The organism is Nocardia niwae NBRC 108934 = DSM 45340 (genome assembly GCF_001613465.1).
GTDB classification, from domain to species: domain Bacteria; phylum Actinomycetota; class Actinomycetes; order Mycobacteriales; family Mycobacteriaceae; genus Nocardia; species Nocardia niwae.
Window position 1 is genome coordinate 19,110 of the sequence record NZ_BDCK01000021.1, and the last position, 13,762, is coordinate 32,871.

The window sequence follows — 13,762 nt, forward strand, 5'->3', positions numbered from 1 at the left end:
GACCCGGCAAACTCGCACCACCGGGGCGGTAGTCCGGCTAACCGGCCTTTCGCTGCCGCCGAACCGCTTGGCCGGACGGCCCGCCCAGAGCATGCGCTGTCCACCCGCCGACTCCGATCCGGTGCTGCCCAGCCTGATGCCCGGACGTGCTGCCGGTAGACCGGCAGCACGTCTCAATGCGCGGAGTTTCGGAGATGGTCGGCCAGACTGTCGAGCCCGAAATCCGACCGCGGGTTGCGCCAGACCGAGTGTGCGTGGTTGGCGTGACGCTGGGTGTTGTCGTACTCGATGAGCAGGTCCGGGCCCTGGATCCGGTAATAGTGCGGCTCGCCCGCCTCGAGGCTGCCCGCCCATCCGAAGTAGACGTCGTCGAGTATGTTGTCGGCCTCGTAGTGTGCGGCGTGGGCATCGGCCAGTGCGCTCGGCGCGCGACCGGTGTACAAGCTGATCAGCTGCCGCAATACGTGCCGGTGCTCCAGGTCGAGGTCGCGTGCGGCCAAACCTTTCGGGGGAAAGGAGATCGCCATGGCCGCATGGTCGGCTTCGGTGTATCCGCTACCGCTTTCGGCGCGCAGGTCGACGTCGTCGACCAGCTTTCGCAGCGCCGGATCGGTGAACGTGCCGCGCCATAGATCCTGCATGTGCATCATCGCGTCGCCATGGGCGATGGTCGGCCGGTTGCCGGAGACGATGTCGGATATGGCATTGGCGTGCAGTAATGCCGTGTGGAACCGGTCGGAGTCCAGCGATCGGACCAGGCGCCGAGCTGCCTCTTCCGGCCCGCCCAGCGGTCGGAGTGTCCCACCGAGCAGAGCGGCGCTGGCTGGATCGGCTCCGATGAAGCACGGCGTCGTCGACACGATGCGTCCGCCGATGATGAGGTTGTTCAGCGAGATGTGATGGCCGCCGAAGCGCCATGCCCAGACCGGGTCACCGGGTCGGCCGAACAACCTGAGCCAGTACAGACCCGGGTCTCGGCCTCGTTGCCGTCCCCAGCGGACGTGCCATCCTTCGACCTGATCGAGGACGTTCTCCAGGCCCATGACGGTGGCGACAGTGGCGTATCCGGCCTCGGACAGTCCCGAGGCGACCAGTCGCATCGCCAAGCCCTGCTGGCGTGCGGTCTGGTCGCGGAGAGCGAGTCCACCGTGGTCGGTCGGGGTGTAGAACCAGCGGAGCCGCTCGGCCTCAGCGTCAGGAGCCAAGGGGGAGCCGAACTGCGCCTGTGTTCGTTGGCCGGGGGCGAGTGATTCCAGCCATGCGGCCGCGCAGGCGGCCATGTCGGTGGCGACCAGTTCGTGGGCCGGAGCGAGCGTGATCTCATCCGGCGACATCGAGCATGACCTTGATCGCGTTGTCTCGCCGTTCGGCGTAGGTGTCGAATGCTTCGGCGATGTCTTCGAGCGGCAAGTGATGGGTCACCAGGGCGCTGGTGTGCAGTCGTCCCCGCGAGGCCAGCGACAGGGCCCTCGCCACCGAGCGTGTGCCTTCGCCGCGGATGGTGTGGATCGAGATTCCGTTCATGACAGCGTGATTGAGGTCAGCCGTCACCGGTTGTTCGAAGAAGCCCGCCAGCACGATTCTGCCGCCGCGTTTGACCATGTGGATCGCGTCGTCGACCGCGGCGGCGGCGCCGGAGCACTCCACGACGACGTCGGGACCGAGTCCGCCGGTGATCTCCCGAACCGCGGCGACGGCGTCCTCCTCGCGGGAGTTGAGCAGATAGTCGGCGTCGAATCGCTTTCCGATCTCCAGTCGGTTGTTGCGGGTGCCGATGAGCATCACCGGGTCGGCTCCGAGTTCGCGGGCGACTTGGACGGCCATCAATCCGATGGGTCCGGGACCGATCACCGCGACGCCGGCGCCCACCAGCAGCGAGTCGAGCACGTCGAAAGCGTGCATCACGGTGCCGACGGTGGTCAGCACGACGGCGGAGTCGAAGTCGATGTCATCGGGAAGCCGGTACAGCGTCGAGACGTGGTTGACGACATACTCGGCGAAGCCGCCGTTGACCGTCATTCCTTGTACCCGATGGCCTTTGACCTGGTCACCGTAGTTCAGACAGTCGGTGTAGGAGCCGGACAGGCAGTTGAGGCATCGCATGCAACCTCGATGTGCCTCGGTGACGACGCGATCGCCGACCGAGAACTCGTCGACCGTGCTGCCGACCGCGACCACGACGCCGGCGTACTCGTGGCCGGGGATGAAGGTGTCCGGCGCCGGGCCGGCGCCGTGGAAGAAACGACGGCTGCGGACCTTGAGGTCGGTGCCGCACAGTGACGCCCGGTGTACCCGCACGAGAACGTCGTCGGGGCCTGGACGTGGCACCGGCATGGTTTTTGTCTTGATAATCCCCGGCTCGCCGATTACCGCCGCAAGCATAGTTTCCGGAAGGGACACCACATCGCCTTTCGTTGTCCTTTTATGGTCCATCAGGAGGCTATGTGAGCGAATTCTTCTGTGTCCAACGGCGTTGCTGTGCTCATCGTTGGAATTATTCCACCGATCGGACGTCGTACTGCAGGTATAAGTTCTACCTATGGACCGGGACGAAAATTGATATTGTGCTCGCTCCTGGCCGCGATATTACTGTGTGAAATATCTGGAAATGCCGAATTCATCGGCGTTCGGTCGAGGGAGTGGATTTTGGATCCGGCCGTTCCGGGGAAGGCCACGACATCTTCGATGCGCATCTGCCGCTGCTGCACTACGAACAGCGGCCGGGTGCGGGCCCGGCCGTGCGCTCGCCTCCGATACCCAGCGCACGCCCAGATGGGCGCAGTCGAGCCGAGCGCGGTCGGAAGTCGACTATCTGCTCGCCCGGCTCGCCCGGCTCGCCCGGCTCGCCCGGCTCGCCCGGCTCGCCCGGCTCGCTCGGCTCGCTCGCCGGGACGGCGGAGCGAATTGCGTCGAGTGACTCGCTCGCTCTGTGTCCGCAGCCGACAGGGACGGCGGTAACTTCATCCGATGCGACTGCGCCAGCTGGAGTACTTTCTCGCCGTCTGGGAAAGCGGGTCGTTCAGTGCCGCCGCGGCGCGCCTGTATGTCTCCCAGCCGTCGCTGTCGCAGCAGATGCGTTCGCTGGAGAAGGAACTCGGCGCGCAACTGCTCGAACGCGGCCGCCATGGACTCGCCCTCACGCCCGCCGGGCGGGCCTTCCTGCCCCATGCCGAGCGTGTGGTGCGGGCTGTCGGTGAAGCCGCGGACGCAGTGCATCAAGTGGTCGAGGGGCGAAGCGGCGACGTGCACGTGTCGACCGTCCGGTCGATAGCCTCCGGCATCCTGCCCTCGAGCGCCGTCCGGTGGCACTCCCTGTTCCCGACGGCTGTTCTTCGAGTGCACGACTTCTCGCACCGCCGTGCTCTCGAGGAGGCAGTCCGTGGCGGACAAGGTGACATCGCGGTCGGCCCGCGGCCCGAACTGTGGGAGGGGCCGGTGGTCTCACTCGGCTACGAGGAGATGGTGCTGGTCGGCCCGGCGGAGCACGACACGCGCTCCACGGTGGAGGTCGACGAACTGGCCGCAGCCGACTGGATCCTCTACGAGCCCGAGCAGGGCATGAGCGAAATAGTGGACCGGGCGGCCACCGCCCTCGGCTTCACTCCGCGAGCCGTCGCGCGTACCGGGCAGGTGGCCGCGGCACTGCTGTTCGCCATGGAGGGTCTGGGAGTAGCGCTGGTGCCCGACAACGCCGTCCCGGGCGGCTGGATTCGGCACGCCAGAAGGATCGGCCCCGGGGTCTACCGGGAGATCGTCGCCTACAGCCGCAGTACGCCGACGCAACTGGCGCAGCGGTACCGAGACCTGCTCGCCTCCCTCGAGCTGCCTCTCACCGCGGCGGAGGAGCTGCCCGCAGGCGCTTTGCGCTGCTAGTGGGCCGGGTCGGGTCGGCCGCAGTCGTTGCCGGTGGTTTCCGGGCGGCTCGGCCGATCCGCCTCGCTCTACCCGGCGACTGACCGACCACCCCGGTCACCTGGTCGAGAGACCAGCAAGTGGTAGGGCTCGCCTGCTCGCGAACCGGCGACCTGGGCAAGCGGTAGGCAAATATCGGTCACGATGTTGCCATTATCCCTTGACTGCCCGTCCTAAATCGGCAACACTGTAACCATTATGGGTAGACGAGTAGCTGTCGACGATTACATCGACCCTGATTCGCGCTTCGCGAGCGTCGAGGGCCACACCATCCACTACAAGCGGGCCGGGACGGGGCAACCGATGCTGCTCCTGCACGGCAGCGGCTCCTCGCTGCACTGTTTCGACCTGGTGGCCGCTACCTTGTCGTCGTCGTTCGACGTGATTCGTCCCGATCTTCCCGGGTTCGGCCTCACGGGTCCGCGCACCGACCGCGATTACCGGGTGCAGACGTTCGTCGAGACCGTCGCCGCCTTCTTGGATGCGCTCGAGGTACCCCAGGCTTCGGTGGTGGGGAACTCGCTGGGCGGCAACATCGCCTGGAACTTCGCCTTGGATCACCCACGGCGCGTGGATCGACTGGTGTTGATCAACGCGACCGGCTATCCGGGCAAGTCGCTGCCGCTGGCGCTGCGGCTGGCGCGCAACCCGATCGGCCGATTGTTGTTGCCGCGTCTGGCTTCTCGGTCGGCTACCGAACGCAATCTGCGCTCGGCGGTGGGGTCGCGATCCTCGGTGGTGGATGAGGCGATGGTCGACCGGGTATATGCGATGCTGACCCGGCCCGGGAACCAGCAGGCATTCATCGATTTCGCCAATACCGACCAGCTCGATCGCACGGCCGAGATCCCGAGCATCACCACGCCGACGCTCGTGCTGCGCAGCGCTTCGATCGATGGCCAGCATTTCACCCGCGATATCCCCGGCAGCCACGAACGAGTCCACCACGGCGCCGGCCACCTGCTCCCCGACGAAGACCCGACCTGGGTAGCGGGCGCGGTTCTGGACTTCTCGACCACCGAAGTGACCTCACGGACGAAGGAACAGCGATGAAGTACTTCGTGGCCCGCGGCGAGACCCGCCGCCTGGACGGAACCACCCGGGACGAACTGCGCGGTGAATTCCTCCGATGCGGCGATGGGATCACTCACTACGAATTGAGCGGGCCCGCCGCCGCGGAGACCGTCGTCCTCGCAGGCGGTCTGACCGTCCCTCTGTTCTATTGGGACGAGCTCGCCGCCGAACTTCATCGGCGGGGATTCCGCACCCTTGCCTACAGCGCTTACGGACGGGGCTATTCCGATCGAGTGCAGGCCCCCTACAACGAGGCGCTGTTCGTGCGGCAGTTGACCGATTTGACCGAGCGTCTGGGGGTGCCGGCACCCTTCCACCTCGTCGGAACCTCGATGGGTGCGCTGGTGAGCATGGCTTTCGCCGAGCGGCACGTCGACCGGATCGCTACCTTGACATTGGCGGGCCCCGCGGGGTTGCAGCCCGCGCCGGCCGCCGCGAAGGTGCTGCGGCACGAGTCGTTGGGCACCTTCCTGGCCAAGAGTCTGGGCGGCCGAATGCTCGACCGGCACCTGTCGCACAACGTTCGAGATCCGCAGCGGTCCGCGGCACTCACCGCAATGGTGCGCGAGTGCTACCGATTCGAAGGCTCGATTTACGCGTTGGCTGCCACGATCGCCGACTTTCCGCTGGGCGCCCGCCAGGATCTCTACCGGCGAACCGGACACCTGCCGGTGCCGCGAATGCTGCTGTGGGGCGACCGAGATCAGGTAACTCCGATCACGAGTTTCGACGAAGTCTGCACATTGCTGGCGCCCACCGAGTCGCACATCTTCTCGCCGTGCGGGCACATGGTCCCTTATGAGGAGCCCGCCCAGATGAGCAGGCGGTTCATCGCATTTGTCGACGCCGCCAAGGAAGGCATGAACCGATGACGACCGAGCCGAACATCCAACTCATCGACGTGCTCGTCGTCGGCGGCGGGCCCACCGGCACCGCCTTGGCGATCGATCTGACCCGCCGCGGACTGGTGGTGCGGATCATCGACAAGGCCGCGCACGCCTTCGAGGGTTCGCGAGCCAAGGGAGTCCAGCCGCGCAGCCTGGAAGTCCTCGAAGATCTGGGCGTCCTCGACGACATCCGCGCCGGCGGAGCCGACTACCCGCTGTTGGGCATCCATGCGGGTCCGCTGAACATTCCCTGGCGCATGATGTCGCACAACGACGTGACTTCCGATGTGCCGCATCCGAATACGTGGTTGATCCCGCAGTTCCGCACCGACGCCGCGCTGCGCGCCGGGCTGCAGCGGGTGGGCGGGTCCGTGGAAACAAGGTGCGAGTTGATCGGATTCGAACAGTATCCGAACGCGGTCGTGGCGACTGTCTCCGGTCCCAGCGGTGTCACCGAGATCGCCGCCCGCTACCTTGTCGGCGCTGACGGCGGGGCAAGCATGGTCCGCAAGACAGCGGGCATCGAGTTCGAGGGAACCACGGACGAGGCCGATCGAATGATCATCGTCGACGCCGTGGTGGACGGTCTGTCCCGGGACCGCTGGCATGCGTGGCCGCGTCCGGGTGGCCGGTTCGTCGGCGCGTGCCCGCTACCGCATTCCGACCGCTTCCAGGTGATGATCCGTTTGCGCCCCGGTGAGGAGCCCGCTCTGGACGAGGACAGCCTGAACGCGCGCCTTCGCAAGCAGACCGGCGACAAACACATCCGCTTGTCGCGTATCAGCTGGAAGTCGGTGTTCCGCCCCAACATTCGCCTGGCCGAGCGCTACCGGTCGGGACGGGTGTTCGTCGCCGGTGACGCCGCCCACGTGCACCCCCCGACGGGCGCGCAAGGACTCAATACCGGTGTGCAGGATGCCTACAACCTGGGCTGGAAAATCGGCCAGGTGCTCGCCGGGGCGCCCGAGAGCCTGCTCGACACCTACGAAGCCGAGCGGCAGCCGATCGCGGCCGGAGTCTTGGGCTTGTCGATCGAGAAATACCAAGGCCTGTCCAAGCTGGACCCCGCGTCCATCAAACGCGGCGACGACGAACGCCAGCTCGGCCTCCACTACCGCGGCGGCCCGCTCGCGGCGGACAATGCCCAACGAACCGCGACCTTGCAGGCGGGAGATCGTGCGCCGGATGCAAAACTGCTGAACGCGACGGGCGGAGCGCAGAGGTTGTTCGATCTGTTCCTCGGACCGCATTTCACCGCGATCGCCTACGGTCGCGCAGCTGCCAGGGACCTGGCCGCGCTGTCCTGGCCTGCGGCGGGCGCGGGGCTGCGAAGGATCGCCGTCGACAGCGGTGATGAGGTGCGGGCCGATGCGGTCCTCATCGACATCACCGAGTCCTTCGCCCGGATCTACGGCCTGACCGACTCCACCCTGCTGCTGATCCGCCCCGACGGCTACATCGGCTCCATCGCCACCACCGACCGGACCTCGCGCACACTGAATGCCATCAGCGCGATGACCCCAGCCGCCGCGGTCACTTCCGCCGTGCATGGCACCGAGGCGAAGCCGTGAAGCACAACGGAATTCGTAGTCCTCGCTTCGACACCTGCCCGGAGAACCAGCGTCCGCACGTCGACCGCGGCGGCAACGTCGTGGGCGGCACGGGCACGATGCGGCTGGGCCAGCTTCGATCCCGAGTGCTCCGGAGAGATCGGGCAGTCGGCGTCGGCATTGCTGACGGGACGTCTATCGGATCGGAAAAGCGATGTCGTGGCACCTGATGGTCGACTTCGGTCTCGGTTCACCGTTGCATTTCGTCGCCTCCCGTGAGGCGGCCCTGACGTTCGCACAGGAGGCGATCGAAAAGGGTTGGGCCCGCGCCGCCGCCGTCGACGATCGCGTGGATCACAGCTATCCAGCAATGCCGTGCCAATTCCTTTTTTCGCCGCTGAGCGGGCCGGATTCCGCGGGCAGTCTCTGAAGCGCTCGGCGAGCCGGTGCTGGCCCCGGTGAATCACGGCAGACGTTCGCATACGTCGTCCACGGGACGCGTCGCCACGTTGCCAAGCCACGAGCTCGTGAACCGAATGCGGATCGAGGTCGTCCGCACCTATGGGCAAAAATAGTCATTTATATGACTAGTCGCGGACACGACTAGGTGATGGCTCAGGCGGGTCGCGGATCGGGACGTCCTCGGCGACGTGGCCGACCTCGGGCCCTCGCAGATCACGCATGACCACGGCGAAGTCGCTGCTGTCGTCGAAGAGCACTGAAGATTGCTGGTGATCGACCGGTCTGGTCCGGAATGTGGGCGCTTGCTACTGCACCCGTATTCTGGTTACGCTTAATAGTAAATTTATTGAGTAGTAGCAGATGCACTGCGGTCTGCTGATCCAGCGCGGTGCTGCGTCATGAAAGGTCTTCATGGGTCACTACAAGAGCAATGTCCGCGACCTGCTGTTCAACCTGTTCGAGGTGATGGACCTCGACGCGATCCTGCGGTCGGGAAACTTCGGGGATCTGGACTCCGCCACCGTCCGCTCGATGCTGTCGGAAGCCGCGCGGCAGGCCGAAGGTCCGGTGGCCGCCTCGTTCGTCGATGCCGACCGGAATCCGCCGGTCTTCGATCCGGCAACACATTCGGTCGCTCTGCCGGACAGCTTCAAGAAGTCGTTGTGGACCTGGCAGGACTCGGAGTGGTTTCTGCTCGGCATGTCCGAGGAACTGGGAGGTACTGCCGCCCCGTGGGTGGTGACGTGGGCGATCAACGAACTGTTGCTGGGCGCCAATCCTGGTGTCTTCTTCTACATGCTGGGGCCTGTGATGGCCGACGTCCTGTTCCGGGTCGGCAATGACGAGCAGAAACGCTGGGCGAAGATCGCCGTCGATCGCCGGTGGGGCGGGACGATGGTGCTGACCGAGCCCGATGCCGGGTCCGATGTCGGCGCCGGCCGCACGAAGGCGGTCGAACAAGCCGACGGCAGCTGGCACATCGAAGGTGTGAAGCGCTTCATCACCGGAGCCGAGTCCGACGATCTGGCGGAGAACATATTCCACCTCGTTCTCGCACGTCCTGAGGGTGCCGGGCCGGGCACAAAGGGGTTGAGCCTGTTCTTCGTGCCGAAGTTCCATTTCGATCCGCACACCGGGGAACTCGGCGAGCGAAACGGAGTGTTCGTCACCAATGTCGAGCACAAGATGGGTTTGAAGGTGTCGGCAACCTGCGAACTCACCTTCGGCGGCCACGGGATTCCCGCCAAAGGCTGGTTGGTCGGCGACGTACACAACGGCATTGCCCAGATGTTCAAAGTGATCGAGAACGCGCGGATGCAGGTGGGTACGAAGGCAATCTCTACTCTGTCCACCGGCTACCTCAACGCACTCGAGTATGCAAAGACCCGGGTGCAAGGCCCTGACCTGACGCAAATGGCCGACAAGACCGCCCCGCGCGTGGCGATCGTTCGCCATCCCGATGTGCGTCGCAGCCTGATGATGCAGAAGGCCTACGCCGAGGGTCTGCGCGCTGTCTACCTGTATACGGCCGCGCATCAGGAGCCGGTCAGCGCCGAGCAAGTCTCCGGCGCGGATGCCGATCTCGCCCGCCGGGTGAACGACCTGCTGCTGCCGATCGTCAAGGGCGTCGGCTCCGAGCGCGCCTATCAGTATCTGACCGACTCGCTGCAGACCTTCGGGGGCTCGGGCTACCTGCAGGACTACCCGATCGAACAGTACATCCGCGATTCGAAGATCGACTCACTGTACGAGGGCACCACCGCCATCCAGTCACTGGACTTCTTCTTCCGCAAGATCGCCCGCGACCAAGGCGCCGCTCTGGCGCACCTGCAGGACCAGATCTCGGACTTCCTCCGACGGGACAACGGTGACCCACGCCTGAGCGAAGCGCGCGCCGCTTTGGCCACGGCACTCGACGACGTACGAGCAATGACCGAAGGCCTCATCGGCTACCTCGTGGCGGCCCAGGAACAGCCGCGCGAGCTGTACAAGATCGGGCTCGGCTCGGTGCGGTTCTTGTTGGCGTTCGGCGATCTGATGATCGGGTGGCGATTGCTCGAACAAGCCGAGATCGCACTCGCCGCGCTCGCCGGCGAACCATCCCAGACGGATCGAGCCTTCTACGAAGGCAAGGTGGCTGTGGCCGACTTCTTCGGCAGGACCGTACTGCCGGATCTGTCCTCCGCAAGGCGAGTGGTGACCTCTGTGACCGGCACACTCATGGATTTGCCTGACGGTGCTTTCTGAGTCCACGAACGCCCGGCCTTTCGCGGGCTCCTGACGATTCACAGTGCACACCGAGATCGACAAGCTGCGGGGAACCCTGGGCGAACTCGTAGCCGCCGTGGACGAGGGCGCTCCGTTCGAGGTAGCAGACAACGCCGTCGAAGCGCTCGGCATGCCCATGTCGCCGTTCGCGCCGCTGGCGCTTGTCGGACCAGCCATTGCGCTGCACACCGGGGATACCCTCCACTGCGCGTACCCGGACCCCTGCGCCAGCTCGCCGGACCTGCAGGCACTCGTCCAAGCCGGCAGCCCGGCGTGTGGACCTACCTCGACGGCAAACAAGCCATTGATCCGGAGGTCGCCGCGCTGTGGCCGCAAGCCGATACCCCGTCGAGCGCCGGACAGGTGCTCGAGCGGACCAGACGGGCGATCGCCGAGGAGATTCGGATCATGCTCGAGGAGGGCGTCGTCGCGGCCCCGGAGGACATTGATCTGTGCCCGATCCCGGCAAACGGCTGCACTCCATCACCGAGGCCGGCCGCGAGACGCTGCGGCACTATATCGCCCAGCCTGCCAAGCCGGCCGCGAAATCGGCCCGCTACGAACGCCTTCGCAAGCGTTGGCTCAACCGTCGCAGCGAACAGGCATATCTGGCCGAGGCCGAGCGTGTCGGTCCATACCTCACGCTGTTGCGCGGCATCTCCTTCGGGCAAGAGAACATTGGATGGGCCGAGTTCGCCATCGGCGTCATCGAACGCCGGACGGCCACGGCCACATCCTCACAATTTCGCCGACACCGGATCGTCCGGTTCTCGATGGTCGACCGCAGTGTGATCCTGCGTCGCACTGACGCCGTCGGGGCAAGGTTCCGGCTGCCACCCATTTCGAATGGGTCATGCCCGAGCCTTGCCACGCATGATGTCGAATATGGCGTCGCCCTACTGCTGTCGGCAACCCGTGAAGAGGATGTCGGTAGCCCGGGAACGAGTGACGAGTCCGGCTGCCGAGCGTTCGAGTTGCTGCATGACCTCTTCGACGTCCACGCCGAGGAGTCGGCCATCGCGCTTGACGATGCGCCCGTCCACGATCACGGTATCGACGTTGCTGGTGTCCATATGCTGTACGACGGCGCCCGGCGCGTGATTCACCGGCGCGGCATTGAGTGCGCGTGCGTTCAGTGCGATGACGTCGGCCCGCTTGCCGGGGGTGAGGGACCCGACGAGATGGTCGAGGTGCGCGCCTTCGGCTCCGCCGAGTGTGGCGATTCGGAGTATTTCGCGCACCGAGATCGGCTGAACCTCGGCTGAGTTGCTCTGTATCGCCGCTCGGATGCGGCTGCGCTGCCAGTGGAAGGCCGCACGCATCTGGGAGAAGAAGTCGACCGGCGCGATGCCGACTGTGTCCGTGCCGAAACTCGTCGAAATGCCATGCCGCAGAGCAGCTTGCAAGGCCGGCTCGCCCATCGCGAGCGATTGCTCGGCGCACGTGGAGACCGACACCTTGCCGCCGGTCCGTTCGATGGCTCGCCACGCGGCTTCCTCGAGACCGAGGCAGTGGATGTAGGTCACCCAGGGGCCGAGCAGTCCCTCCTTCTCGAACTGTTCGAGCACATAACCCCAACTGGTGTCATTGACATGCGCGAACATCGGCAAACCGAGGTCTCGGGCGAGCTCGAACAAGTCCTCGTCGACGTGGTAGCCGAGCGCGACGCGGACGAGCGTTCCATCATCGGCCGGACCGGCGTTCTCGATGAGGCGATGGATGTCATCCGGATGGGCATACGACGGATCCGGCTCGTGATCGCCGAAGGAAGGGGAGAAGCTGAAGACGCATCGGATTCCGGATCGGCGGATTGCTTCGAGCGCGGCGTCGGTGTGTTCGGGGGTATACGAGCATTGCGACGTGTCGACGACTGTCGTGGTACCCGCGGCCAGGTTCTGCAGTGCCCCGCCGAATTGCCCCCAGTAGACATCCTCGGGCGTGTACTGGTGGAACAGCGCGTCGGCTCCGGCCCGGGATTGCATGAAATAGTCCAGATCGAGAGCGTCGGCCCAATACGAGCGCAGGGCGGTCTGGAACATGTGGTGATGCGAGTTCACGAAGCCGGGGAGGACGATCTTGCCCGCACAGTCGAGCACCTGGGCATCGGTGGTCAGATCCTGCCCCACTTCGATGATCCTGCCGTCCTCGATGAGTACATCGCCGCGCTCATGATCGCCGAGATTTTCGTCCATCGTGAGGACGATCCCGCCGCGCAGGAGCAAGCGAGCGTCGGAATTCATGACCGCCTCCGATCGGACACGCAGAGTGGGTTGCAAGCCACATCCATCATAATGGTTACAGTGTTGCCGTTATGACGGTGGATGTCAACGCACAGTCCCTTCGAAACTGGACGCGCAGCGTGCCTGCGTAGGCAGCCCTGGGGCACATCCGTTACGAGCCCTATAGGCATTGCCTATGCATGTCCTGCGTTTCTGGTCTTGGACTTGCCGACCACAGCGTCAGCACAATCAAGACCACGCCGTCCGCCCGACGATTGCCGCTGGGACGAATGGTCGACCGCCGATGGCCGACTGCCGTGCGGTCTCGCCCGACTCTGTTCCGGTGGCGTCGGCTGCCATGCGAACCGCGGCGGGCGGTGGCCGCCGCGATGGAGGGGCGCGGCCACGACATGGCTGGACGCGCTGACCTCCGATCAGTGCGCTGACGCGCTGTCGACTCCCCGCACGGGAGTCGGAAAGCTTACCGATCGAATGGAGAAGAGGTCATATGACGAGCAATCCGATCAGAAGCACGGCCGGATTCGCTGACCGGTTACGGTCAGGGCGACAGGCCGTCGGCTACTGGGTGGTGTGCGACAACCCGGTAGCCACCGAACGGATCGCGATGGCCGGCTACGAGTATGTCTGCCTCGACGCGCAGCACGGCCTGATCGAATACCGGGGCCTGCTGGCCGGTATCACCGCGATCGACGCCGCGGGCACCGGCGCGGCCGCGCTTGTTCGAGTGCAAGCCAACGATCAATTCTGGATCGCCCAGGCGCTGGACGCGGGTGCCCGCGGCGTTATCGTGCCGATGGTCGAAACGGCCGCTGAGGCCGAAGCCGCGGTGGCGGCGTGTCGTTTCCCGCCTGTCGGGCGCCGGAGTAACGGGGCTCTGCGCGCGGCGCTGCGAATCGGGCCATCGCCGGCCCGGGCCAACGCCGAAATCGCCTGCGTGGTGATGATCGAGTCCGCATCCGGACTGGAGAATGCCACCGCGATCGCATCCGTTCCGGGGGTCGACGCAATCTACATCGGACCATCGGATCTACGCCTCGCACTCGGCGGCGCCACGCCAACCGACCCCGCAGTCGACGCCGAGTTCGAGGCCGCCCTCCGCACCGTGCGGAAGGCGGCCGAAGCCGCGGGAAAAGCTGTAGGTATCCATTGCCCGGACGGCGCCACCGCCGCCCGCCGGCTAGCCGAAGGCTTCAATTACGTCAGCATCGCCAATGACCTGGTGCACCTGGACCAGATTGTCAAAAGCCATCTCGCGCAGGTGTCTGAAGGATGATTGGACAATGCGCGAGCACATTCCATCACTACGCCGGAATTCATAACCGCGGTACACGGCCGAAGCAACGCCGATGCGGTCACCTTCGAGTCTGCG

The 13,762-nt window shown here is 65.4% G+C and carries 10 protein-coding genes and 2 pseudogenes; 9 read left to right on the forward strand and 3 right to left on the reverse strand.

What is annotated here, in order from left to right; genetic code table 11:
• Nucleotides 1–173: 173 nt before the first annotated feature.
• Together NNI01S_RS13935 and NNI01S_RS13940 are read right to left on the reverse strand one after the other, a co-directional pair.
• Nucleotides 174–1,334, reverse strand: coding sequence for a DUF3500 domain-containing protein (locus NNI01S_RS13935; protein WP_063020515.1), 1,161 nt, complete (start codon nt 1,332–1,334; stop codon nt 174–176).
• The gene (locus tag NNI01S_RS13940) at nt 1,321–2,334 is read right to left on the reverse strand and encodes a zinc-dependent alcohol dehydrogenase (RefSeq protein WP_169812968.1); all 1,014 of its coding nucleotides are present in this window, start codon (nt 2,332–2,334) and stop codon (nt 1,321–1,323) included. Before NNI01S_RS13940 ends, NNI01S_RS13935 begins: the two co-directional genes overlap by 14 nt.
• Before the next feature lie 633 nt (nt 2,335–2,967).
• Here NNI01S_RS13940 and NNI01S_RS13945 point away from each other — a divergent pair.
• The 8 genes and pseudogenes from NNI01S_RS13945 to NNI01S_RS33460 all read left to right on the forward strand — a co-directional run.
• Nucleotides 2,968–3,873 (forward strand): LysR family transcriptional regulator, encoded by a 906-nt coding sequence (locus NNI01S_RS13945; RefSeq protein WP_063020517.1) that lies wholly within the window; start codon nt 2,968–2,970, stop codon nt 3,871–3,873.
• Nucleotides 3,874–4,110: 237 nt separating this feature from the next.
• On the forward strand, nt 4,111–4,965 hold the full coding sequence (locus NNI01S_RS13950) for an alpha/beta fold hydrolase (RefSeq protein WP_063020518.1): 855 nt from the start codon (nt 4,111–4,113) through the stop codon (nt 4,963–4,965).
• On the forward strand, nt 4,962–5,858 hold the full coding sequence (locus NNI01S_RS13955; protein ID WP_063020519.1) for an alpha/beta fold hydrolase: 897 nt from the start codon (nt 4,962–4,964) through the stop codon (nt 5,856–5,858). The genes NNI01S_RS13950 and NNI01S_RS13955 overlap by 4 nt, the downstream gene beginning before the upstream one ends.
• Nucleotides 5,855–7,444, forward strand: a complete 1,590-nt coding sequence (locus NNI01S_RS13960; protein ID WP_063020520.1) for an FAD-dependent oxidoreductase — start codon at nt 5,855–5,857, stop codon at nt 7,442–7,444. Before NNI01S_RS13955 ends, NNI01S_RS13960 begins: the two co-directional genes overlap by 4 nt.
• Before the next feature lie 193 nt (nt 7,445–7,637).
• The gene (locus tag NNI01S_RS13965) at nt 7,638–7,853 is read left to right on the forward strand and encodes a hypothetical protein (protein ID WP_063020521.1); all 216 of its coding nucleotides are present in this window, start codon (nt 7,638–7,640) and stop codon (nt 7,851–7,853) included.
• A 443-nt stretch (nt 7,854–8,296) separates the two neighbouring features.
• Nucleotides 8,297–10,132: an acyl-CoA dehydrogenase gene (locus NNI01S_RS13970; RefSeq protein WP_063020522.1), complete on the forward strand. Its 1,836-nt coding sequence runs from the start codon at nt 8,297–8,299 to the stop codon at nt 10,130–10,132.
• Nucleotides 10,133–10,205: 73 nt separating this feature from the next.
• A pseudogene (locus NNI01S_RS33455) lies at nt 10,206–10,627 on the forward strand (3-hydroxyacyl-CoA dehydrogenase family protein); the annotation flags it as partial.
• Nucleotides 10,606–10,851 (forward strand): annotated as a pseudogene (locus tag NNI01S_RS33460) (PadR family transcriptional regulator); the annotation flags it as partial. The pseudogenes NNI01S_RS33455 and NNI01S_RS33460, both read left to right, overlap by 22 nt.
• Before the next feature lie 198 nt (nt 10,852–11,049).
• On the opposite strand, the gene NNI01S_RS13975 reads toward NNI01S_RS33460, so the two are convergent.
• The gene (locus tag NNI01S_RS13975) at nt 11,050–12,393 is read right to left on the reverse strand and encodes an amidohydrolase family protein (protein WP_063917460.1); all 1,344 of its coding nucleotides are present in this window, start codon (nt 12,391–12,393) and stop codon (nt 11,050–11,052) included.
• Between the two features lie 487 nt (nt 12,394–12,880).
• Between NNI01S_RS13975 and NNI01S_RS13980 the strand changes: the two genes are divergently transcribed.
• Nucleotides 12,881–13,666 (forward strand): HpcH/HpaI aldolase family protein, encoded by a 786-nt coding sequence (locus NNI01S_RS13980; protein WP_063020523.1) that lies wholly within the window; start codon nt 12,881–12,883, stop codon nt 13,664–13,666.
• Nucleotides 13,667–13,762: the final 96 nt, after the last annotated feature.